This is a genomic window from Flavobacterium tiangeerense (assembly GCF_007830355.1).
In the GTDB taxonomy this organism is placed as follows: domain Bacteria; phylum Bacteroidota; class Bacteroidia; order Flavobacteriales; family Flavobacteriaceae; genus Flavobacterium; species Flavobacterium tiangeerense.
Genome location: NZ_VLKO01000005.1, coordinates 173,043 through 198,644, shown reverse-complemented (window position 1 = coordinate 198,644; position 25,602 = coordinate 173,043). Strand labels below are relative to the sequence as shown.

The window sequence follows — 25,602 nt, the reverse complement described above, 5'->3', positions numbered from 1 at the left end:
ATGAATTATAACAAAATTTACGAAGACAGTATTGCACAACCAGAACAATTCTGGACACAACAAGCTGATGCAATTGAGTGGTACAATAAACCCGCGACAATTTTATCGAAAGATGAAAATGGATATCCGCAATGGTACAAAGACGGAGAATTGAATATTTGTTATTTAGCCCTTGACAAACACATTCAAGATGGATACGGCGACCAAGTTGCCATTATATATGATTCTCCTGTAACACAAACCGTAAAAAAATATACTTACTCTGAGGTAAAAACCGAAGTAGCAAAACTAGCAGGTGGCATGCTTGCATTAGGGTTAAAAAAAGGCGATACGGCCATTATTTACATGCCTATGATTCCGCAAACAGCATTTGCAATGTTAGCTTGCGCCCGCATTGGAGTAATACATTCGGTTGTTTTTGGTGGTTTTGCACCACATGAATTGGCTATCCGCATTGATGATTGTAAACCACGTGCCATTATTACTGCTTCATCAGGAATAGAAGTAGATCGATTAATTGCCTATAAGCCATTAGTTGATGAAGCCATTGCATTAGCGAGTCACCGACCAAAAAAAGTTATCGTTTTCAATAGAAAATTAGGCGCTAGAATCCCGTTTAAGAAGTATGATGTAGATTATGACGCCTTAGTGTACGGATCAGAAGAGACAGCCTGTGTTGCCTTACCTTCTAATCATGCGCTTTATATTTTATACACATCTGGAACTACAGGAAAACCAAAAGGAATTGTAAGAGACACTGGAGGTTATGCCGTTGCATTGAAATTCTCGATGAAACATATTTACAACGTAAATCAAGATGAAGTTTTTTGGGCAGCGTCGGATATGGGTTGGGCAGTGGGACACAGCTACATTTTGTACGGCCCGTTATTAAACCGAAATACAACCATTGTATTTGAGGGCAAACCCATAAAAACACCTGATGCCAGTACGTTTTGGAGAATCATTTCGGAGCATAAAGTAGGCACCATGTTTACAGCGCCAACTGCCATTAGAGCCATTAAAAAAGAAGATCCTAACGGAGAATTCATCAAACAATACGATTTAAGTTGTTTAAAAAATCAATTTTTAGCAGGAGAACGCTGTGATAATGCCACTTTAGAATGGTATCAAGAACACATCCCGATTCCTGTTATAGACCATTGGTGGCAAACCGAATCTGGTTGGCCCATGATTGCCAACTCTCTTGGAATCGAAAAAATGCCTGTCAAATCTGGTTCGGCTACAAAAGCAGTTTGTGGCTATGACATTAAGATTTTCAATGAAAACGGCCAAGAACTAGGTCCAAATTATGAAGGGCTTGTGGTCATAAAATTACCATTGCCACCCGGAAACTTATTAGGAATTTGGGCAAACGAAGCCCGATTTAAGGCCAGTTACTTCAGCAAATTTGATGGCTATTACCTTTCTGGAGATGGCGGTTACAAAGATGAAGACGGTTATATTTTTATTACCGGAAGAACCGATGATGTCATTAACGTTGCGGGACACCGTTTATCAACCGCCGAAATGGAAGAAGTTGTGGCTGCTCATCCTTGCGTTGCAGAATGTGCTGTAATAGGCATTCACGATGAGCTAAAAGGACAAGTTCCGCTGGCTTTGGTTGTGACTAAACTAGGAACCGAAATGGAACAATACCAATTAGAACAAGAAATTATAAAACTGGTTCGGCAGCAAATTGGGGCCGTTGCTTCACTGCGAAATGTAGTTGTAGTGCAACGTTTGCCAAAAACACGATCCGGAAAAATATTGAGAAAACTAATGCGAAGTATTGTTGATGGTGAAAACTTTCAAATTCCATCTACAATTGATGACGAAGCCATTATTGACGAAATTACACAAACAGTGCAAAAACATAAAATAGGTAGTTATAATTTATAAAATTTATCAAAATCATGAGTTACTATAAAATCAATAATCTAGAGGAATATTTTAAACATTACAAAAAATCAGTTCGTGAACCAAAAAAATTCTGGGACAAAGTAGCCTCTGAAAACTTTACTTGGTACCAAGAATGGGATAAAGTGGTTGATTTTAATATGGCCGAAGCCGAGATAAAATGGTTTACCGAAGCCAAAGTAAACATCACTAAAAATTGTATTGACAGACATTTAGCCAAAAACGGAACAAAAACTGCCATCATTTTTGAGCCCAATGATCCAACCGAAACCGCTTTGCACATTTCCTATAACGAACTACACGAGCGAGTGTGCAAAATGGCTAATGTTTTACAAGAGCAAGGAATACAAAAAGGGGATCGCGTATGCATTTATTTGCCTATGATTCCAGAACTAGCCATAACTACGCTGGCTTGCGCTAGAATAGGCGCTATTCACTCTGTTGTTTTCGCGGGATTCTCGGCATCGGCGGTGGCAGCTCGTATTAATGACAGCTCTTGTAAAATGGTCATCACCTCAGATGGTGGTTATCGAGGCAATAAAACAATTGATTTAAAAAGTATCGTTGACGAAGCTTTATTGAGTTGCGATTGCGTAGAAAAGGTTTTAGTTGCAAAAAGAATTAATACCACAATACCTATGAAAGAAGGTCGTGATCAATGGTTACAGCCACTTCTAGACGCTGCCTCAGACAATAACGTGGCTGAAATTATGGATGCCGAAGATCCGTTGTTTATTTTGTACACCTCTGGCTCTACAGGAAAACCAAAAGGAATGGTTCATACTACTGCAGGCTATATGGTGTATACTGCATATACGTTTAAGAATGTTTTTAATTACGAGGACAACGACATTTTTTGGTGTACTGCTGATATTGGTTGGATCACTGGACACTCCTATATTTTGTACGGCCCTTTATTGAATGGAGCTACGACAGTAATTTTCGAAGGCGTTCCCTCCTACCCTGATTTCAGTAGGTTTTGGCAAACTATTGAGAAACATAAAGTCACTCAATTCTATACTGCTCCAACAGCAATTAGAGCTTTAGCGAAAGAAAGTATAGAATTTGTACAACGATACCAGTTGACTTCTTTAAAAGTCATTGGATCCGTAGGAGAACCTATTAATGAGGAAGCTTGGCACTGGTACAACAACCATGTAGGGGATAAAAAATGTCCTGTAGTGGACACTTGGTGGCAAACCGAAACCGGAGGAATCATGATCTCGCCAATTGCTTTTGTAACACCTACTAAACCTACGTATGCATCATTACCATTACCGGGAATCCAACCTGTTTTGATGGATGAAAAGCGCAACGAAATTGAAGGCAATCAAGTAACGGGAAGTTTATGTATTAAATTCCCTTGGCCAGGAATTGCTAGAACTATTTGGGGTGATCATCAACGATACAAAGACACGTATTTTTCTACCTTTCCAGGCAAATATTTCACTGGTGACGGCGCTTTGCGTGACGAAGTTGGGTATTACAGAATCACGGGCCGCGTAGACGATGTTGTAATTGTTTCTGGTCATAACCTTGGAACAGCACCTATTGAAGATGCCATCAATGAACATCCAGCGGTTGCTGAAAGTGCTATTGTAGGTTTCCCGCATGATATTAAAGGAAATGCTTTGTATGGCTTTGTAATTCTAAAAGAAACTGGAGAATATAGAGATAGAGAAAATCTGAGTAAAGAAATTAATCAACACATATCAGATCATATAGGTCCAATTGCAAAGTTGGATAAAATTCAGTTTGTTTCTGGTTTACCCAAAACCCGATCTGGCAAAATCATGCGTAGAATTCTACGTAAAATAGCCGAAGGAGATTACTCTAATTTTGGAGATACTTCAACCTTATTAAACCCTGAAATTGTGGACGAAATCAAGGATGGTAAAATTTAATTTTTAGTTTTAATTTGTTGTTGAAAAACTGCTTCATTTCTGGAGCAGTTTTTTTTTATACAAAAACGGCTGTCTTTTTAGGGACAGCCGTTTTTCACTAATTCAACCAAATATTAATTCTTCAATAACTTCAAGACCTTCATGAAATTATTCTCATTAAATGTTTTTACGATATAAAGCCCTTGATTCAAATCACTAACTAAAAATGGAGATCCTGCTGTTTTAGTAGCATCAAAACTTTTAACCAATTGTCCCGTGATAGAAAAAATTTGCACTTTAGAAATAGTTTCATTCAATGTAAAATAATCAGTTGCTGGGTTTGGATACAAAACAATCGTTGGTGATTTTTCATAATCGGCAATTGCCAAAGAAGCTGTTTTATTTCCGTATATTTTAAACTCACCTGGCTGTAGAGATATTGGTTGTGATGTACTTGCAATTACAATTTCACTATTGTCCATCAAATTATACCATGTGCCTGTGTAAGCAAAACCAGATGGAACTGTTTGAGCGGTTACATTAAAATTAGCAAGAATCAAAACATCTTTTAATTGGCTTGAAGCCAAAGCGCTGTTTGTAATTTTAATGTTAGGGTATAACGAACTCGTGTTTGCAATGCTTGCGGCACCAGAAAAAACCGGTTCGATTGTTTTCATAGTAATCATTTTGGCCCAATCATCGTAAATTTTACTTCTATTGGTATCCCCAAGCCAGTTACCAGTCCATTGCGGTTGTGGTTTTGTATCTAGCTTACAATCGCCAGAAGTACCATCAGAAGGTGTGTTTACAACGCCATTATTACAAGAAAAGATAGACTTTTCCCAACCTAGCTCCCCAAATTGCCAAATCATTTTTGGTCCAGGAACCAATAATGAAACGGCTCCCAAAGCAGACATTCTTGATAATGCAATATTCAAGTTTTTAACATCATGATTGGCTTCAGAACTATTACCGGTCTGTAAGTTATTGTACATCAAACGTTCTTCATCATGACTTTCAGCATAACCCATTAATCGATGCGCTGTAAACCCTCTACTGGAAGCGTTCATTCCTGATATATTTCCTGCAAATCCTTTAGTAAGATTGTTGTATTGACCCGTCAAAATTCCCCACATCATTACTCCTTTACTTGGAGTTTCATTCAATCTGTAATTTGCCCATTGCTGTTCTTCGTCATTTCCGCCTAAATGTTCAAAAATAACATAGTGATTTGGATCTAAATTCCAAGAATAATCGGCATATTTTTGCAATACCTCTACTCTATCTTGCTGTCTATTTCCAGTACAATTTTCCTGACCACCTGCCACATTAGCTGGGCAATTTTGGGTAAACCCTTTGGTTAAATCCCATCTAAATCCATCAATTTTATATTCTTCAACCCATTGTTTAATGACACGTTGCACGTAGTTTTGTGTTCTAAGTTGCTGGTGGTTAAAATCTTCACCCACACTGTAACTGTGCATGGCTGTTGTATTAAAATAAGGATTCTCAGCAGAAGGAGAGCCCCAGCCATCACCGTCAGGATCATTCATCCACATACGAACCATAGGATTACGACCAAAAGCATGATTCAACGCCACATCAAGAATCACTGCAATTCCGTTTTGATGGCACAAATCAATAAATTCTTTTAGTTTATCAGAAGTACCATAAAACTTGTCTAATGCCATGTGAAATGAGGTGTTGTATCCCCAACTTTCGTTGCCTTCATATTCCATCACTGGCATTAACTCAATTGCATTGATTTTCAAATTTTTGAAATAATCAATCTTATTAATTAAATCTTGATAACTGCGGTTGGCATCAAAATCACGTACTAATAATTCGTAAACAACTAGTTTTTCTTTTTCTGGCTTCACAAAGTTGGTGGTAGCACTGCTCCAGTTATAAGGTGCTTTACCCGTTTGTAAAACAGTAACCTCACGTTCTTGCCCTACTGGATATACAGGCATGTTTGGATACTTTGCTGCTGAGATTCCACCATCATCAAAAGGAGATAATACAAGCGTCGAATACGGATCGGCTGTTTTTACAAGTGATGGTGATCCAGCACTTGGAGTAGCATCAACAACCCAGTATTGATAGGTGTAATTTACTCCAGATGTTAAGCCTGTTAATTCTAACCAAAACTTCCCAGAGGTCGGGTCCTTTTTCATAGCATAAACGTCTGTAGGTTGCCAATTATTAAAACTTCCTGCAACGTAAACAAAATCTTTAAATGGCGCATCAAGTACAAGTGTTGCTTTTGAGGCATCGGCAGTATTATAATTAATTCCATCTACTAAACCAGCTGGCAATACTTCGCTAACCGCATTTGGGTTTACAATAGCGCTAAATTTTTTACTAATTGTTGTGGTACCTTGAGTTACTTGAAGTTCGTAATTTTGATTGCTAGTAATTGCCGTTTGATTAAAATTGTAATTAGCAGTAGCAGGGTTTGTGTTTACTGTTACTCCGTTAGCTTTTAATACATAACTCGCACTACCACCCGAATTTAAAGCTGAAATATTCAAACTTCCGCCAGTAGAAATGACAGTTGCGCTGTTTTCTGAAGGAGCAGTCAATGTTACTTGAAACGAACCTACTTCATTGATTATATCCTGCGATTTTTTATCTCCCGTACCGTCTTTAGCTTTTACTAAAAAACCAATTCTTCCGATCCCGTTTCTACTGTAAAAAGTGTTTGGAGTAAATGTTTTTGTGTAGGTATCTGAGCCCGAATCATACGTAAATCGGTTCACTTCATTCGATGCTGTCCACGCACCATTAGTAGGACAATCAACAATATTTGCATCATTGATGTCAAAAGACCATGCCCAAATATACAAAGCATTGCCCGTTACTCCCCAAGCAGACTCATTTAGACTACTCCCATTGATGGTAATATTTATAGAATTAGTTTCTTCAAAAGTTGAGGGAGTAATTACGTACGTTATGTTTTGTTGTTGCCCAAAAACCGATAGAGATACACCAAATAACACAAAAAATAGTATTTTTTTCATGGTTTAAATGAGTTAGATGTAGTGAAATAAAAAAAGGGCTATCGGTATTTGACAGCCCTTTTTTATCAAAAAAAAAATTTAATTTAAAGTGATCGTCTTAGCAACTCCATCTACTTTCAGGACTCTTAAACCTGTAGTTCCTGTATATTTAAAATTACTATCTCCATCATTTGCATTAACTAACTCTGATGTAATAGTATAACCTGAATTAGCATAAAATGGGTAATTTCTACTTGAATCCCAATTTCCGTTGCTTGTAAAGTTATTTCCTAAAAAGATACGAAATGCTTCACCGTTTTTCAATACGACTGATACTTGGTACACATTAGTTTGACCCTGTACAAGAGGAAACTCAGTTTCTGCATCGTTATCCCATGTCCATCCACCAGGAGTGGCAGCACCTACTAACCAGTGTGATGATGCTAGTGGTACACGGTATGGAGTAGCTTTGATTGTAAACGAATTAGAAAATTGAGCAGCAGTTGCAGCAGCACCCACTGATGATTTAATACGAATATCAACTAGATTTTCTTGCTTGTCTATAAAACCTCCGTTTATTAAAGCTGCGTTTAACTCAGCAACTGTAATACTTTTAAAACGACTTGTAGTTGTAGTTACTACCGTTGGAGTAGCAAATTTAGTACCTGCTTTTGCAATTTCAATACTGTAGTTTACAACAGTTGAAGTTCCCGCATAAGCAGCGTCATCCCAAACCATTGTTGTTGCAATATCCTTTTCGGTAGCCTTTGTAAGGACAATATTAAAATCTCCTTTTGGAGTCAATAATACAGGTGCAGTAGTTGCTGCTACAGGCTCTCTATCTGTATTTTGAATGTCATCGGTACATGAAATGGCTACTAAACTTAACATAGCCAGTACAATTTTATTAAAATTTTTCATCTTTTATGTTTTTTGAATTAAATATTATATTAGTAACCCGTGTTTTGAGTTAAGTTTGGATTTGCAGTAATAGAAGCGCTAGGAAGTGGAAACACATTCAACTCAGAAGGAATAGAAGTTCCATTTGCAATATTACCTTTCCAAGCCCAATTGTAAGATCCACCACCATATTTGTTAAAACGAATCAAATCTTGTCGTCTGTGTCCTTCCCAATGTAATTCACGTGATCTTTCGTCAATCATAAAATCAAGATTCACTTGTGATTGCGTAACATTTGCAATTGTTGCTCCACCATTTGCACGTTGTCTTAAAGCATTAATATAAGTTAATGACTGAGCAGTTGCTGTTGTAGCATTGTTAGTGTTTGTAGCACCATCTTTTCTCATTTGAGCTTCAGCATACATCAAATAGGCATCAGCTAATCTAAAAAGTGGAAAATCAGTATCTACAAAAGTAGAGTTTACACCAGCAACACCTGTTGTTGTTTTATTAGAATATTTGCGTAAAATGTAACCTTGTCCAGCATTGGTCAAATCAGCAATATCAATAGGTCTAGACCCTGCAGAATACGTTTTTCTCTCATCATTATTAAATTGAGAACCATCAAACTTTTCAACAAATTGTTTTCTAAGTCTAAGGGCACCACCCCAACCACCTACAGCAAACTCAGCACCATTAGACTCAACCGAACCAACTTGTCCGTTAATCATAACAGTTGTTGCACCATAATTTTGAGTTTTTACCCCGTCTGATTGTAATGTAAAAATCATTTCAGATGAAGTGTGGTTATTTGCCTTAAAGTTGTCAAGGTATTTTGTAGTTAAGGTATATCCACCAGCAATTACCTCTTGACATTTTGCCATACACTCAGCAAACTTTGGAGTACCAATGTAAACTTGAGCATTCAAATACATCTTAGCCAAAATCATTTGAGCCATAGCTTTGTCTAGCCTTCCGTACTCATTTGTTCTAGCCGCTTTTAAATTAGGAATAACTTCATTTAATTCTTTTTCAATAAAAGTAAAAAGCTGTTGTCTGTTATACTGTGGCCCTTTAAAATCTAAAGGATCATTTTCAGTAACAAACGGTGCTTTACCAAACAAGTCCATCATGTTATAATAAGCAAATGCTCTTAATACACGTACTTCATTTCTATAAAAATTGATCTCAGCAACATCGGCTGGACTTGTAATTCCTCTTGAACTAAGCAAAGCTGGAGTAGATTGTCTCAAGAAATCATTAGCTAGAGCAACCTCAGCCATGGTTCTACTAAACATTCCCAATAAAATAGGATTAGCAGATGACCATATATTACGCTGAAGTTCAGCAGTCCCTTCGTCATTCTCATAAGTCCACACTACCTCATCAGTAGTTAAATTTTGTAAATACCACATACAACGACCAAACTGGCTTGTACCGGCATCAATACCCTGTAAGAAAGACGAACCAGCATCACCAGTTCCTGTCAAGCTTAAATTACCGTAAACTCCTCCTAGTGCTTGCTTGTACCCTTGAGGCGTAGAAAACAACTCCGCAGGCGTTAGCACACGAGAATCCTCAGCTACAACATCTAAATCACCAGTACACGATTGTAAGGTCGCGAAAGCAAATAGTATGTAAATAAAATTTATTTTTTTCATAATTTAATTATTAAAATTTAACATTAACCCCACCTAAAATAGAACGTTGTCTAGGATAAATTGTTTTATCAACACCATTATTAGCAACCTCTGGATCCAAACCTGAATAATCAGAAATTACAAAAACGTTTTGCATTCCAGCAAACAAACGTAGTGATGCTTTACCTTCTAACCATTTTGGGAAAGTGTACCCTAATGTGATGTTATCCATTCTTAAAAACGATGCGTTTTCTACATACAAATCAGATAAAAATACATTTGATGTTGTTTTAAAATCAGTATCTAAAACTGATGTAGGAATGTTACCTACCATAGCATCAGGTACTAATTGATCATATTGAGCTCTACCAGCATTTACAGCGTTTAGAACTCTATTTCCTAAACTCGCTCTTAAGTTGAAAGAGAAATCAAGGTTTTTATAATTTAATGTTGATGCAAAACCAAAAGTAGCTTTTGGATCTGGATTTCTGTATACATATTTATCATTAGCATTGATCACACCATCATTATTTAAATCTTGATATCCATTCTCAATTGGTTTTCCTGAAGTATCAAATAATTGTTTGTACAACAAAAAAGAGTTTGGTGCAAAACCTACTTGATGTACTTGCCCTTGACTTCCTGTACCTGCAATAAGATCACCTGTTACAATTAAATCTGTTGTTAATTTTGTTATCTCTCTTTGAAAAGTAGTTGCATTAAAGTTTAAATTCCAGTTTACAGCTTCTGATCTAATAATATCAGCACTCAATGATAGTTCAACTCCTTTTGTAGTAAAGCTACCAATGTTTTGCCAAGATCGGTTAGAAAAGTTACTTCCATCAGCAGTAGCAACATCAGCTAATAAATCTTTAGAGTCTTTGTAAAAAACCTCAACACTACCTGTAATTCTATTGTCATACAAACCAAAATCTAAACCGGCGTTATAAGTAGTAGTTTCTTCCCATTTAAGGTTAGCACTTTGTCTTGCAGAAACCGCAATAGGCAAGGCAACCGAACCAAAATAATATTGAGAGCTACCGCTTCCTAAATTATATTGTTGTAAGTAATCATTATTATTACCTATTTCTTGTTGCCCAGTAATACCATATCCTACTCTCAATTTTAAGTCAGATACTGTAGTATTATTTGACAATAAATCTTCTTTAATTTTCCAAGCAAATGCAGCAGCGGGAAAATTTGCCCATTTATTGTTTTTATCAAAACGAGAAGAACCGTCTCTTCTATAAGATAAAGTTAATAAATATTTATCATTAAAATTTAAGTTAGATCTTCCAAAGAATCCAACATTTACTCTATCTATATCAATATAAGTTACCGGGAAACCACCCTGAGAGGCTGGTAGTAAATTTGGATTGTTTGTATTTCCTGTTACATAATTATATGAATCCCATTTTTGATAAGAGTATCCTACTGTAGCATCAAAAACAAGTTTATCAAATGTTTTGTTGTACACTAAATAAGCATCTAGCAACTTGTTTTTCCTTTCGCTTTTTGAAAATTCATTTGTCCCAAAAGGCGTATTGTTATTTGCACCTGAGCTCGCAGCAAATCTCGAAGCTGTTTTGGACCTTTCTCCATCCGCTTGGTCAAAACCTGCATTTACTACAGCTCGTAAAGCTGGCATGAAATGAAATTTATAATCTACCTCAAAGTTACCAAAAAATCTATTATTTAATCCTTTATCAAATGTTTGTAACAATTGAGCAACTGGATTACGTGGTGAATTAGGAGACAATTCACCGTTGCTTCGATTGTAATATTCAAAGAAACCACCATAAATAGAACCTGCGCTGTAAATAGGTTGTGTAGGATCAAAACGAATTGCTGAACCCTCAACACCTTCTGCAAATCTATTTTTCTCGTTAGCGTAATTGGCATTCAATTTTATTCTTAAATGATCTTTCAAGAAGGAAGGGTTTAATGCTAAACCTACTGTATTTCTATTGAACGTATTCGTTAATCGTAATCCTTCTTGGTACGTATTACCTACAGTTAATCGAGTAGGTATTGCGTTGAACAAGTTTCCTCTTATAGAAATGTTATTATCAACATAATCAGTTTTTCTATAAATTGCTTTTTGCCAATCCGTGTTTGCAGTACCTAGTTTAGATAAATCACTCGGACGCTTATCTGCAATTAATGCTCTAAATTGGTCTGCATTAAATACTGGAATCGTTTTATCAAGTGATCCACTTCCGTATTGAAAATTATAATCAACAGCTAAGTTTTTACTTCCTTTTTTAGTAGTAATGATAATCACTCCATTAGAAGCTCTTGACCCGTAAATAGCAGTAGCCGAAGCATCTTTTAATACAGTCATAGACTCAATAGTACTTGGATTGATTGAAGCTAAAATAGAAGTTGAACCAAAGTTTTTATCTGAATTATTCTCTATAGGTAATCCATCAATAACAATTAAAGGATCATTACTTGCAAATAAAGATGATCCACCACGAATTCTAATTTGAGAACCAGAACCTGGCGCACCACTAGTATTCACAGTAACACCAGCTACTCTACCGTTTAATAAATTCTCAGCAGTTACGTTTGCTCCTTTGTTAAAGTCTTTTGTACCTAATACAGTTACTGCCCCAGTAGCATCTTTTTTCTTAACAGTTCCGTAACCTACTTGCACCACTACCTCTTTTAACTGGTTTGAATCTTCTTGCAAGCTAACATTAACTGTTTTTTGACTTAGGAATTCTACAACAGCAGTTGTATATCCTATAAAAGAATAAACAATCTTATCACCTGTTTTTACATTGTTAATTTGGTATTTCCCTTCGTAATCTGTAGACACTCCATTTTTAATACCTTGAACGTTGACGTTTACTCCAGGAATAGGTTGACCTGTGGTTTTATCAACAACAGTTCCACTTACTGTACTCTGAGCCAGAATACTAAATGGGAGTAGCAGTACTAAAATCAACAACTTTTTATAAATTGTTTTCATACTTTTTGTTTATTTTAATTTAATTTTGTTTTGGTTGCGTTATAGCTTTAACAATTACTTCGAATGTTAAATTTATGTAAAATTTAATACACACAACAAGGTAAAAAAAATATCAGGTTACGAAAACGTAATAGTGTTGAAAACTTTCTGTTTTATTGAAAATTTTGAGAGTATAATTACCATATTAAAAATTTAATTTTATCTTTATTGAGAATTAAATTATATCAAATGCTATCATGAAAAGGAAAATAACGCTTAAACAAATTGCAAAAGAATTAGACGTTTCCATTTCTACCGTTTCCAAGTCCTTAAGAAATAGTCTTGAAATAGGCGAAGAGACAAGACTTAAAGTTCAGGCTTTCGCCAAATTTTACAATTACAAGCCCAACAACATTGCGCTAAGTTTAAAAAACCGAAAAACTAAAGCAATAGGCATCATAATCCCAGAGATAGTGCATCATTTTTTCTCCACTGTAATCAATGGTGTTGAACAAGTTGCAAATGAGCATGGGTACAGCGTAATCATTTGTCTTTCTGATGATTCTTTTGACAAAGAAGTATTAAACATGGAAATGCTAGCAAACGGCAGCATTGATGGCTTTATCATATCGTTATCAAAAGAAACCCAATTTAAAGCTGATTTTCATCACATTACTGAAGTCATCAATCAAGGAATGCCGGTTGTCATGTTTGACAGAGTTACCAATGATGTTTTATGTGATAAAGTAATTATTGATGATCAAGCAGCAGCTTATGAAGCCGTACAAAGCTTAATTGATAAAGGTCGAAAAAAAATAGCCCTAGTAACTACTGTAGACTACGTTAGTGTGGGGAAATTAAGAACCGATGGTTATACAAAAGCACTCCTAGATAACGGAATTCCATTTAATGAAGATCTAATCATTAAAATTGAAGACGTAAACACCTGTGAAATCACCATTAGTAAACTCTTAGAAGACAAGGCTATTGATGCGGTTTTTGCTGTAAACGAACTATTTGCCGTAACAATAATCAAAACTGCCAATAAAATAGGTTTGAATGTACCTAAAGATCTAGCAGTAATTGCTTTTACAGATGGTATTATCTCTAAATATTCTACTCCTACTATTACCACTGTAAGTCAAAGTGGTGTAAAAATGGGAAATAAAGCTGCTAAAATGCTTATTGACCGACTTGAAGCCGAAGATGAAGAGGATGAAAACTACAAAACCGAAATTATAGAAACACACTTAATCGAAAGAGAGTCTACTTTATAAATTAATCCTTTTTTAGGCGCAGTTTTCAGCTGCAGTTTTTAGTCCCTTTTTGTAAACTGCAGCTGAAAACTGAATTGATTTTTTAAAAATTCTTGTATTATATTAATTACTACAACCTTGTAGTTAAAAAAGATTGCTGATATTTCTATTTGCAAAACAATTGTTCCAAATATCTTTTTATATTTACCCCTCAAAGCTTTAACTTTTACTTCGAAAAAAAAGATAAGTTTTGATAAGCAAAGCGCTTATCGTATCACAATTAAATTACGATAATGGAAAAGCGTAGATTAAGTTTCTGGGAAATTTGGAACATGAGTTTCGGTTTCTTAGGAATTCAAATGGGTTTTGCACTGCAAAATGCTAACGCCAGCAGAATTCTCCAAATTTTTGGCGCTGACGTTCATGAACTATCCTGGTTTTGGATTATTGCCCCACTAATGGGACTTATTGTACAGCCCATCATAGGCCATTACAGTGATAAAACGTGGGGAAAATTCGGAAGACGAAAACCTTTCTTTTTAGTGGGTGCCTTGTTAGCTTCTATTGGTCTCATATTAATGCCTCAAGCCGAAATCTTTATTTCGTTTTTGCCTGCACTTTGGGTGGGAGCAGGAATGCTAATGATTATGGATGCTTCGTTTAACATTGCCATGGAACCTTTTCGTGCCTTGGTGGGCGATAATTTACGTACTGACCAACGTACGCTAGGATTTAGCGTGCAAACAGCCTTAATTGGGTTTGGTGCTGTAATCGGATCTTGGTTACCTTACGTATTAACCAATTGGTTTGGCGTTTCTAACCGTGAAGAAAATGGCGGAGTACCAATGCACTTAATCTTATCATTCATCATTGGAGCTGCTATTCTTGTGGGTTCTATTTTGGTTTCCATCTTTACAACTAAAGAATATTCACCTGAGGAATTAGCACAATTTGAAGACGAAATGGCACATCGGCAAACTACGGTAACTGATGCAAATCCAAAAGAATCCAGTTTACTAGACATTTTTGATGATTTTAGAAATATGCCTACCACCATGCGACAATTAAGCTGGGTGCAATTTTTCTCGTGGTTTGGTTTATTTGGAATGTGGGTTTTTACCACGCCAGCTATAGCCCATCATATTTATGGCTTACCCATTTCAGACAGCAAGAGTGAAGCATATCAAAATGCGGGAGACTGGGTTGGAGTTCTTTTTGGTATTTACAATTTAGTATCTGCTTTTTATGCTTTTGCTTTGCCTTACATCGCAAAAAAAATAGGCCGAAAATTAACACACGCCATCTCCTTAATTATTGGAGGACTTGGACTAATTTCCATCTATTTTGTAACCAATGAAAACTGGTTAATTCTTTCCATGGTTGGTGTGGGAATAGCTTGGGCAAGTATTTTATCTATGCCGTACGCCATATTAGCGGGATCAATTTCTCCAATGAAAATGGGCGTTTACATGGGGATTTTCAATTTCTTTATTGTTATACCTCAAATTATCAATGCCTTAATTGGCGGACCATTAGTTAAATATGCATACAATGACAATGCCATATTTGCATTAGTTACCAGCGGTGTCAGCTTCTTGATTGCTGCAATTTTAGTAGTAAAAGTGAAAGATGTTGATGACGTAATAAAATAATAGTAATGACTACAAAAGCATTTATATTCGACCTTGACGGAGTGATTGTTGACACGGCTAAATACCATTTTTTAGCATGGCAAAAAATCGCAAATGAATTACATATCGAATTTACACACGAACACAATGAATTATTAAAAGGAGTAAGCCGTGTGCGCTCCCTTGATATCATATTAGAATTAGGACAAGTAACCGCTTCGCAAGAAGATAAAGACCGATGGTTGCTTCAAAAAAATGAAGATTATTTATCCTATGTAGTTGACATGGATGAAAGCGAAATTCTACCGGGAGTTTTTAGAATTTTACAATTTTTAAAAGAAAACAACCAACCCATAGCATTAGGTTCAGCCAGTAAAAATGCGAGACCTATTTTAGAAAAAACAGGACTGCTACCCTATTTTGATGCAGTCGTAGATGGAAATGATGTGACCAATGCAAAACCAGATCCGGAAGTTTTCTTGATGGCTGCAAAATTGCTAAACATCTCTCCGGAAAATTCCATCGTGTTTGAAGATTCAGTAGCAGGAGTTCAAGCTGCAAATATCGGAAACATGACCAGCATCGGAATTGGAGAAGCATCTATGTTGCATGAGGCAAAATATATCTTTAAGGATTTTACCGAAATTGATACCGCATTCATTGCAGCATTGATACAATAAAACGAAATATATTTTAAAGTTTTCGAGACTACTTGAAACCTTACCCGAGGTGATGCCAAATTGTATGGAGCGCAGCGGAATAAAACTTTAAACAAAAAATAAAATGAATCAAGATTATATAAAACCAGACAATTGGTCCATCATAGAAGAAGGTTTTGACGCTGAACGTGTAAAATCATCCGAAAGTTTGTTTAGTATTGGCAACGGTGCTATGGGACAACGCGCTAATTTTGAAGAAAATTATAGCGGCGAAACCTTCCAAGGCAGCTACATTGCTGGAATTTATTATCCAGATAAAACAAAAGTAGGCTGGTGGAAAAACGGATATCCAGAATATTTTGCAAAGGTTTTAAATGCACCAAACTGGATTGGGATTGACATTGAAATCAACGGTGAAAAATTCGATTTGAATGCGTGTACTAATGTCAAAAACTTTCGTCGAGAATTGAACATGAAAGAAGGATGGTACCATCGTTCTTTTGAAGCTACTTTAAAAAATGGAACTGAAATTTCGGTAAATATTCGTCGTTTCCTGTCTATCGTTTTGGATGAAATTGGTGTTATCAATTATGAAATTACACCTTTGAATAAGGATTCTAAAATTGTATTCAAACCTTATATTGATGCTGGTGTAACTAATGAAGATGCAAACTGGGAAGAAAAATTCTGGGAAACGGCTGATGTAAAAAAATCAGGAAATGAAGCTTTTGTAACAGCTCAAACCTTCAAAACCCATTTCAAGGCAACCACGTTCATGCACAACAGCATTTTAACTAATGGTGAAAAAACAGGAATTTCACCATCAAATATTGATGCCACTACAGATAAAATCCAATTTAGCTACGATGTAATAGTGGCTCAAGGCCAAAAAACATCTATCCAAAAAATTGGAGGTTACACGGTTTCTTTAAACCATGAAAACACTATTACTGCAGCCGAAAAAGTAATACAAGCTGCCTTAACTTTGGGCTATGACCAGATGCTTCAAGACCAAATTGATGCTTGGGCAAAAATTTGGGAAATGTCAGACATTACAATTGATGGCGATGTCAAAGCACAACAAGGAATTCGTTTCAATATTTTTCAATTGAACCAAACCTATCTTGGTAAAGATTCTCGTTTGAATATTGGACCAAAAGGTTTCACTGGCGAAAAATATGGTGGTTCTACCTATTGGGATACCGAAGCATACTGTATTCCGTTTTACATGGCAACCAAAGACCAAGAGGTAGCCCGAAACTTGTTGACGTACCGCTACAATCAATTAGACAAAGCCATTGAAAACGCAACTAAATTAGGATTTACTAATGGTGCAGCTTTATACCCAATGGTTACTATGAACGGTGAAGAATGTCATAACGAATGGGAAATCACTTTTGAAGAAATTCATAGAAATGGAGCCATAGCATTTGCCATTTATAACTTTTACAGATACACCGGAGATTACAGTTACATTCCTGAAAAAGGTCTTGAAGTCCTTATTGGCATTGCACGTTTTTGGCATCAACGAGCGAATTTCTCGACTAATTTAAACCAATATGTAATTCTTGGTGTAACGGGTCCAAACGAATACGAGAACAACGTAAACAATAATTTTTATACCAATTATATTGCAAAATGGTGTTTAGAATATACATACGAGCAAATTCAGAAAGTGTCCCTGGAATATCCTTCAGATCACAAAAGAATTACTGAAAAAGTAAACATCACAGATGCAGAATTACAATCTTGGAAAAAAGTTTCGGACAATATGTACTTTCCGTTTTCGGAAGAACATAATGTATACTTACAGCAAGATGGTTTCCTAGAGAAAGATTTGGTTCGCGTAGCTGATTTGGATAAAAGCCAAAGACCTATCAATCAAAAATGGTCTTGGGATCGCATTTTACGTTCGCCATACATCAAGCAAGCCGATGTTTTACAGTGTTTTTATTTCTTTGAAGATCATTTTACGAAAGAAGAACTAAAAAATAATTTTGAATTTTACGAATCCTTTACGGTTCATGAAAGTTCACTTTCGCCTTGCGTACACTCTATTCAAGCGGCTTTATTAGACAAAATGGATATGGCTTATACCTTCTATTTAAGAACATCACGTCTAGATCTTGATGATTACAATAAAGAAGTAGAAGAAGGTTGTCATATTACCTCAATGGCCGGAACTTGGATGAGTATCGTAGAAGGTTTTGGAGGAATGCGCGTGAAAGAAAATACACTTCATTTTTCGCCAAAAATTCCAAAAGAATGGACAGCATATTCGTTTAAAATCAATTTCAGAAATCAAATTTTGACAGTGAATATCAATCACAAAGAAACTACTTTCTCTATTGTTGGCAATACAGAATTGACAATTGTAGTAAACGGAGAGCAGGTTGTTGTCTCCCCAGAAAACGCACTTGCAGTATAAAAAAATGTTAGAACTTGTAGTACAACCTATCATTTAAAAATTCCTTTACTAGGAAAAAACAATCCCAATTTCAATTGGGATTGTTTACATAATGTTGATTCTTAAGTACATTTAACAGTAGGATACACCACGGAATAGCATCAATTATTTCAACATCGCTTTTTAAAATTATATCATTGACCATGGACAAAATTATTTCTCTACCTTTCGCTAACAGGAAATTTTTTAAAAAGATAACCTTATTCCTTTTTTTTATGTCTGTAACGTTACATGCTCAAATAGACAAAATGGAACCTCCGTTTTGGTACGCAGGAATGAAAAATACAGAATTACAGATTCTGTTTTATGGCAAAGACATTTCTGAAAGCCAAGTTACCGTTTCTAATGGAATCAAAATAACTAACGTACAAAGAACTGAGAATCCCAACTACATTTTTGTCACCATTGACACCAAAAAAGTACCCGCCTCTGATTTCCTAATTACTTTTAAAAATAAAAACAAAGAAACGTTTACACAAAAATATTCTTTGAAGCAAAGAAGAGAAAATGCGGCGCAACGTAAAAGTTTCGATTCTTCGGATGTGATGTATTTATTGATGCCAGACCGCTTTGCGAATGGGAACACAAATAACGACAGCGAAAATTCAACTCAAGAAAAATTCAATAGAGATTTACCTGGCGGAAGACACGGTGGCGATATTGAAGGAATTATTAAAAACCTAGATTACATTTCGTCCTTAGGCGCAACGACCATTTGGAGCACGCCTCTATGTGAAGACAACGATGCTAAATTTTCGTATCACACCTACGGACAATCTGATGTGTATAAAATTGATCCACGTTATGGAACTAATGCTGATTATGCTAGATTGGCTTCTGAAATGCATAAAAGAGACATGAAACTGGTAATGGATTATGTCATCAACCATTGGGGAATTGAACACTGGATGATTAAAGATTTACCCACCAAAGATTGGATCAACCAATTTGAAAAATACACTCAAACCAATCACAAACGAACTGTTATTCATGACATCAACGCAGCTGAAATTGATAAAAAAGTAGCTATTGACGGATGGTTCGTTCCATCGATGCCCGATTTAAATTTAAAAAATCCGCTTACTTTAAATTACTTGATTCAGAATGCAATTTGGTGGATTGAATTTGCCGATTTAGATGGATTTAGAGTAGACACCTACAACTATTCCGATCCCGCAGGAATTGCAACTTGGACAAAATCTATCACCGATGAATACCCCAATTTTAATATCGTTGGCGAAGTTTGGATGCAAAATCAAGCGCAAATGGCCTATTGGCAAAAAGACAGTAAAATTGCGGCCATACAAAACTACAATTCCTACCTTCCAAGCGTTATGGATTTTACACTTTACGAAGCCACAACCAAAGCATTCAACGAGGACGATGCGGGATGGGACAAAGGCTTGATGAAGTTTTACGACAATTTCGCAAATGATTTCTTGTATCCAAACCCAAACAATATTTTAATTTTTGCGGAGAATCATGACACCAATCGCATCAATGAAACTTATGGAAAAGACATTAGGAAATACAAAATGGCCATGACAATTCTTGCAACTGTTCGCGGAATACCTCAATTGTATTACGGTAGCGAAATAGGTATGGCCGGAAATAAAGATAAAGGTGATGCTGACATCCGTCAAGATTTTCCAGGAGGTTGGAATGGTGATCCAAACAATGCCTTTACTAAAGAAGGACGATCTGTAGCCCAAAACGATTATTTTGATTTTACGGCTAAATTATTCAATTGGAGGAAATCAAAAACAGCCATTCATACCGGAAAAATGACGCATTACATTCCGGAGAACAATGTTTACGTGTATTTTAGATACAACAATGATGAAACGGTAATGGTTGTGATAAACAACAGTAACGAAACCAAAACGATAAAAACCGATCGTTTTAAAGAGAACATCAAAAACTTTAAATCAGGAAAAGACGTTATTTCTGAACTTACTTTTGACGTTACCAATGAAATTAAAATCGAAGCTAAATCGGTTTTGATTTTAGAGTTGAAATAGTATAAACCATATAAGTCATTTAAGAAATTTGAAAGTAACTAATATGACTTATATGTTTCAAAAAAAAACAATCATTTACTACTAAAAAAATGAAAAAATATTCCCTTTTACTATTGACAATGATAACTTTAAGCAGTTGCTCCAATGCGCAAACGATTGTTGAGAGTAACAAAACACCTTTCATTTGGGAAGGAGCTAATGTGTACTTCTTGATGACGGATCGCTTTAATAATGGCGACACATCCAACGACTTAAACTTTGACAGAAATAAAACCACAGGAAAACTGCGCGGATTTGAAGGTGGTGATATCAAAGGAATCTCTCAAAAAATTGACGACGGCTATTTTGACAAACTCGGCATCAATGCCATTTGGTTTACGCCGATAGTGGAACAAATTCACGATGGCGTTGACGAGGGCACTGGTTTGAGTTATGGCTTTCATGGCTACTGGGCCAAAGATTGGACGGCTTTAGACCCAAACTTTGGAACGAAAGAAGATTTAGCGGCTTTAGTTCAAAAGGCTCATGCACACGGCATCCGAATCATTCTAGACGGGGTAATCAATCACACTGGACCAGTTACTCCTATTGATACGGTTTGGCCAAAAGATTGGGTTCGAACTGGTCCAACTTGCGATTACAAATCATTTGAAAACACAACTGCCTGCACGCTCGTAGCAAACTTACCTGATGTTAAAACAGAAAGTAATCAAGCTGTGGCTTTGCCTACTTCTTTAATCGAAAAATGGAAAAAAGAAGGCCGTTACGAACAAGAAATGAAAGAACTCGACGCATTTTTTGCAAGAACCGGTTATCCAAGAGCACCAAAATATTACATCATCAAATGGTTGACGGACTATATTACTGAATACGGAATTGACGGATACCGCGGAGACACCGTAAAACATACTGATGAAACAGTTTGGGCCGATTTCAAAACCCAATGTGATTACACTTTTGAAACTTGGAAAAAAAACAATCCAACAAAAGTGCTAGATAACAATTCCTTTTACACCATTGCCGAAGTCTATAATTATGGCATCAGTGGCGGTCAAGATTTTGATTTTGGCGATAAAAAAGTGAACTATTTCAAGAATGGTTTTAACAACATGATCAATTTCGAATTCAAGTGGGATGCACAAAAAGATTACGAATTTATATTTTCAAAATATTCGACTAAACTGAACAATGACTTAAAAGGCTTTAGTGTCTTGAACTATATGTCATCGCACGACGATGGCGCACCGTTTGATGCCAAACGTACTAAAAATAAGGAAACCGGAACCAAATTATTGCTTTCGCCAGGAGTATCGCAAGTATATTACGGTGACGAAAGTGCTCGTTCGTTAGTAATCAGAGGAACACAAGGCGATGCAACCTTGCGTTCGTTTATGAATTGGGATGCTATTACATCGAATCCAGAAACTCAAAAAACACTCTTGCATTGGCAAAAATTAGGTCAATTCCGAAAAAACCATCCTTCAGTAGGTGCTGGAATTCACAAGCAAATTTCAGCTCAACCCTATACTTTTTCAAGAACTTTCTCAAAAGGAGATTATTCAGATAAAGTAGTTGTTGGCTTGGATTTAAAAAGTGGAACTAAAGAACTTTCAGTAGGAACAATTTTCGCTGACGATACCAAAGTGAAAGATGCTTATTCTGGAAAAGAATCAGTAGTGGCTAATGGAAAAGTTATAATCGATACTGAATTTGACATTGTTTTGTTAGAATTAAAAAAATAAGTCTAAAAATAATTACACTAGAACGCCTTTAGAAATGAAGGCGTTTTTTTTATGTTTACCTTTGCCTCAAAACCGAAATCAATGCTCAAAATTGGACATCGCGGCGCAAAAGGATACGAACCCGAAAATACTTTGGTTTCCTTTCAAAAAGCATTAGACCTATACGTGGACGGGATTGAACTCGATGTGCATTTGAGTGCTGATGATGAAATAATCGTGATTCACGACGAAACTATTGACAGAACAACTAACGGAAAAGGTTTTGTAAACACGTTATCTTTGCTGGAATTAAAGGCTTTTTTAATAGAAGGAAAACACGAAATCCCCACGCTAGAGGAAGTTTTTGAATTAGTAAACCAAAAGTGTTTCATCAATATAGAGCTCAAAAATTATACAGCAACAGATAAAGTAGTGGCGCTAATTGAAAAATACGTAAACAAAAAAGGCTGGAAATACGAATATTTTTTAGTTTCTAGTTTCGATTGGATTGCGTTGCAGCAAGTGGCATTGTTAAATGATAAAATTGTGATAGGCGTTTTAACAGAAACCGATTTAGACTTGGCTTTGGCTTTCGCCAAAACGATACAAGCAAAATCCATTCATCCGTATTTTCATTTATTGACAAAAGAAAACACGGCACACATACAAGTAAAAGGATTTCAAGTGTTCCCTTGGACAATCAATGAATTAGAAGACATTCAAAAAATAAAAACATACAACGTAAACGGAATCATCACTGATTTCCCAAATAGAATATGAATCAGAATTTCGATATAATAATAGTAGGCGGTGGCGCAGCAGGTTTTTTTACAGCGATTAATATTGTGGAGAAAAATCCAAAACTGAAAGTCGCAATTTTAGAACGCGGTGCAGAAGTATTGCAAAAAGTACGTATTTCCGGTGGCGGACGTTGCAATGTTACACACGCTTGCTTTGAGCCGAACGAGTTGGTAAAGTTTTATCCTCGAGGCGAAAAAGAATTGCGTGGTCCTTTTCATCAGTTTTGTTCAGGCGATACGATTGAATGGTTCGAAAAACATGGCGTAGAATTAAAAATTGAAGCCGACGGACGTATGTTTCCTATTTCGAATTCCTCACAAACCATTATTGATTGTTTCTTGAAAGCAACGCAAAAACTGGGAATCGCAGTACTTACAGGACAAAGTGTACAATCTATTTTCAATCCCGAAGTTTCGGGAGAAAACGTTTGGAAGATAGAAACACAAACCGAAAATTATCTTGTCGAAAAGTTAATTCTGGCCACGGGCAGCAATCCTAAAGTTTGGGAAATGTTACAAAATTTTGGTCACGCAGTAGTCAGCCCGGTTCCTTCCCTATTCACATTCAACATCAAAGATTCCAGAATAAAAGAATTACCTGGCGTTGCCGCACAAGTTACCGTAACCGTAAAAGACACTAAACTCACTTCAACAGGACCGTTATTAATTACGCATTGGGGAATGAGTGGCCCAGCAATTTTGAAGCTCTCTGCTTGGGGAGCCCGAATCTTGCATGACAAAAATTATCAGTTTACCATTTTCGTAAATTGGTTGAATGATGAAGACACCGCAGGAGTTGAGAAAAAACTAAAAGACTTAAAACAAGATCACGCCAAAAAATCGGTTTCAAAAAAATCACCTTTCGAACTAACCAACAGGTTATGGGAAATTTTCGTACTCGCCTCCGGAATTGAGGTGGAGACCAAATGGGCTGATTTATCGAAAACACAATTGCAAAATCTAGCCAATCAATTGACGAAAGGAACTTTTCAAGTTAATGGAAAAAGTACTTTTAAAGAAGAATTTGTAACAGCTGGCGGAATTGATTTAAAAGAAATAAACTTCAAAACTATGGAAAGTAAGTTACATGAAAACCTATATTTTGCTGGTGAAATTGTGAATATTGATGCTATTACAGGCGGATTCAATTTTCAAAATGCGTGGACCAGCGGTTTTATTGTGGCGAATGCAATCGGTTAAACCCATAACGCATTAAAAATCAACACCAAGCAAAATCTACGATACGACATTTTTTTGTAAATTTGTAAAAAAGTAATTTATGACAACGATAACCTTGAAAATCAATGAAAATACTAAAAAAGGCAAAGCTTTTTTAGAAATGGCTCGTGTCTTTTTTGAAAACTCAAAAGAAATTGTACTCATTGAAGAAGATAATAAAAGCCCCTATAATCCAGAGTTTGTAAAAAAAATTAAAAAAGCAAGCAAGGAAAAAGGAAGAGTTATGAATAGTGCAGAGGAATTATGGGACAATATCAAGTAATTATCAAACAAACAGCTGAAAGAGATTTAGTAAAACATAAGAAATCGGGCGATGTTGCTTCAATAAAAAAAATAATAAAAATACTGACCGAATTACAGGACCATCCATACACTGGGATCGGAAAACCAGAAGAATTAAAACATGAATTAAAAGGTTTTTGGTCAAGAAGAATTAATAAAAAAGACCGCTTGATATATGAAGTTCATGAAAGTACGGTTACTGTTTATGTTGTTTCAGCAATGGGTCATTACTCATAATTATAAAAGTCAGTTCAGTAAGATCTAACCAAATGATCTCCTCTTAATCTCCAAAGATAAATTATTTTTTTTCCTCAATAAATTAGATGTAAATGCTATCACAGACGGATTCAATTTTCAAAATGCGTGGACAGGTGGGTTTATTGTGGCGAACTCCATTTGAGTTTAATTAACAAGAGTTTAAAACTTCAGTAAGTTTTATTTAAGATGATTCTGATAACTTTACCATTCTATTATCAGAACTTTATGAAAACAAAATTACTCGCTTTACTTCTTTTTGTGCTTTATCAAAGTGGATTTTCGCAAGTTACAGAACGCATTCAAGGGCAAATAGTTTTTGATAAAACTGTGGTAAACAAAGTAGAGGTTATCAATGCTACAAGTAAAAATGTCGCCTTAACAGATACTGAAGGTAAATTTACCATTACAGTCGAAGCGAACGATCAATTGGTTTTTGTAGCCAAAAATCATGAAATAAAAGAATTGAAAGTTACAGCTGCAATTTTAAAAGAAGGTTTCATAAACATGACTTTGGTCGCCAAAGTGGAAGAGCTAAAAGAAGTAGTGGTACAAAACACTCCTTCAATCAAATTAAGTAAAGATGCCAAATGGGAACAAGCCAAACTAGATCAATACACATTAGAGAAAAATGCTAGCAAACTAAAAAATCCAGGGGTTTACGATGGCACCATTGAAAACGGCATGGATATAATGAGGATTGGCGGAATGATTGCTAAATTATTCAAAAACAAAAATACCGACCTTGAGACAAAAAGTCCTGTATTACCGTTCACAGAGGCAGCAAAAACACAAATCGAAACCGAATTTTATACCGATACTTTGCAACTTCGTCAAGAAGAAATAGCTGCTTTTCTAGACTTTTGCAACAAAGACCCCAAGTCGAAAACGATTGCTGCACAGCAAAATATACTTTCACTGCAAGAATTTATGAGTAGCAAAATATTGCAATTCAAAAGCCTATAAAATTTTA

Annotated in this window: 17 protein-coding genes; 13 read left to right on the top strand and 4 right to left on the bottom strand. The window is 35.9% G+C overall.

Going from position 1 to position 25,602, the window contains the following annotated elements; all coding sequences use genetic code 11:
• Both IQ05_RS07115 and acs read left to right on the top strand, forming a co-directional pair.
• Nucleotides 1-1,899 carry an acetate--CoA ligase gene (locus IQ05_RS07115; RefSeq protein ID WP_144891443.1) on the top strand — a complete coding sequence of 633 codons (1,899 nt, stop codon included), beginning with the start codon at nt 1-3 and terminating at the stop codon, nt 1,897-1,899.
• Between the two features lie 14 nt (nt 1,900-1,913).
• A complete protein-coding gene (gene acs, locus IQ05_RS07110; RefSeq protein ID WP_144891441.1) occupies nt 1,914-3,821 on the top strand; it encodes an acetate--CoA ligase in 1,908 nt (635 codons plus the stop codon).
• A gap of 113 nt (nt 3,822-3,934) precedes the next feature.
• On the opposite strand, the gene IQ05_RS07105 is transcribed toward acs, so the two are convergent.
• From IQ05_RS07105 to IQ05_RS07090, 4 genes are all read right to left on the bottom strand, one after another.
• Nucleotides 3,935-6,823 carry an alpha-amylase family glycosyl hydrolase gene (locus IQ05_RS07105; RefSeq protein WP_144891439.1) on the bottom strand — a complete coding sequence of 963 codons (2,889 nt, stop codon included), beginning with the start codon at nt 6,821-6,823 and terminating at the stop codon, nt 3,935-3,937.
• Nucleotides 6,824-6,901: 78 nt separating this feature from the next.
• Nucleotides 6,902-7,723, bottom strand: coding sequence for a SusE domain-containing protein (locus IQ05_RS07100; protein ID WP_144891437.1), 822 nt, complete (start codon nt 7,721-7,723; stop codon nt 6,902-6,904).
• A gap of 29 nt (nt 7,724-7,752) precedes the next feature.
• Nucleotides 7,753-9,363 (bottom strand): RagB/SusD family nutrient uptake outer membrane protein, encoded by a 1,611-nt coding sequence (locus IQ05_RS07095; RefSeq protein WP_144891436.1) that lies wholly within the window; start codon nt 9,361-9,363, stop codon nt 7,753-7,755.
• Between the two features lie 10 nt (nt 9,364-9,373).
• On the bottom strand, nt 9,374-12,319 hold the full coding sequence (locus tag IQ05_RS07090; RefSeq protein ID WP_144891434.1) for a SusC/RagA family TonB-linked outer membrane protein: 2,946 nt from the start codon (nt 12,317-12,319) through the stop codon (nt 9,374-9,376).
• Nucleotides 12,320-12,555: 236 nt separating this feature from the next.
• Between IQ05_RS07090 and IQ05_RS07085 the strand changes: the two genes are divergently transcribed.
• From IQ05_RS07085 to IQ05_RS07030, 11 genes are all read left to right on the top strand, one after another.
• Nucleotides 12,556-13,575 carry a LacI family DNA-binding transcriptional regulator gene (locus tag IQ05_RS07085; protein ID WP_144891432.1) on the top strand — a complete coding sequence of 340 codons (1,020 nt, stop codon included), beginning with the start codon at nt 12,556-12,558 and terminating at the stop codon, nt 13,573-13,575.
• Nucleotides 13,576-13,847: 272 nt separating this feature from the next.
• Nucleotides 13,848-15,206, top strand: coding sequence for an MFS transporter (locus tag IQ05_RS07080; protein WP_144891430.1), 1,359 nt, complete (start codon nt 13,848-13,850; stop codon nt 15,204-15,206).
• Nucleotides 15,207-15,211: 5 nt separating this feature from the next.
• Nucleotides 15,212-15,865, top strand: coding sequence for a beta-phosphoglucomutase (gene pgmB, locus IQ05_RS07075; protein ID WP_144891428.1), 654 nt, complete (start codon nt 15,212-15,214; stop codon nt 15,863-15,865).
• A 103-nt stretch (nt 15,866-15,968) separates the two neighbouring features.
• Nucleotides 15,969-18,272 (top strand): glycoside hydrolase family 65 protein, encoded by a 2,304-nt coding sequence (locus IQ05_RS07070; protein ID WP_144891425.1) that lies wholly within the window; start codon nt 15,969-15,971, stop codon nt 18,270-18,272.
• A gap of 254 nt (nt 18,273-18,526) precedes the next feature.
• Complete coding sequence (locus IQ05_RS07065; protein ID WP_244289539.1) at nt 18,527-20,332, top strand: glycoside hydrolase family 13 protein; 1,806 nt, start codon at nt 18,527-18,529, stop codon at nt 20,330-20,332.
• An 89-nt stretch (nt 20,333-20,421) separates the two neighbouring features.
• A complete protein-coding gene (locus IQ05_RS07060) occupies nt 20,422-22,074 on the top strand; it encodes an alpha-amylase family glycosyl hydrolase (RefSeq protein ID WP_144891421.1) in 1,653 nt (550 codons plus the stop codon).
• A gap of 81 nt (nt 22,075-22,155) precedes the next feature.
• Nucleotides 22,156-22,833, top strand: a complete 678-nt coding sequence (locus IQ05_RS07055) for a glycerophosphodiester phosphodiesterase (protein ID WP_144891419.1) — start codon at nt 22,156-22,158, stop codon at nt 22,831-22,833.
• Nucleotides 22,830-24,053: a BaiN/RdsA family NAD(P)/FAD-dependent oxidoreductase gene (locus IQ05_RS07050; protein WP_144891417.1), complete on the top strand. Its 1,224-nt coding sequence runs from the start codon at nt 22,830-22,832 to the stop codon at nt 24,051-24,053. Before IQ05_RS07055 ends, IQ05_RS07050 begins: the two co-directional genes overlap by 4 nt.
• A 79-nt stretch (nt 24,054-24,132) precedes the next feature.
• Nucleotides 24,133-24,354 carry a DUF2683 family protein gene (locus tag IQ05_RS07045; RefSeq protein WP_144891415.1) on the top strand — a complete coding sequence of 74 codons (222 nt, stop codon included), beginning with the start codon at nt 24,133-24,135 and terminating at the stop codon, nt 24,352-24,354.
• Nucleotides 24,336-24,611 carry a Txe/YoeB family addiction module toxin gene (locus tag IQ05_RS07040; RefSeq protein ID WP_144891413.1) on the top strand — a complete coding sequence of 92 codons (276 nt, stop codon included), beginning with the start codon at nt 24,336-24,338 and terminating at the stop codon, nt 24,609-24,611. The genes IQ05_RS07045 and IQ05_RS07040 overlap by 19 nt, the downstream gene beginning before the upstream one ends.
• A gap of 246 nt (nt 24,612-24,857) precedes the next feature.
• Nucleotides 24,858-25,595: a hypothetical protein gene (locus tag IQ05_RS07030; RefSeq protein WP_144891411.1), complete on the top strand. Its 738-nt coding sequence runs from the start codon at nt 24,858-24,860 to the stop codon at nt 25,593-25,595.
• Nucleotides 25,596-25,602 lie beyond the last annotated feature (7 nt).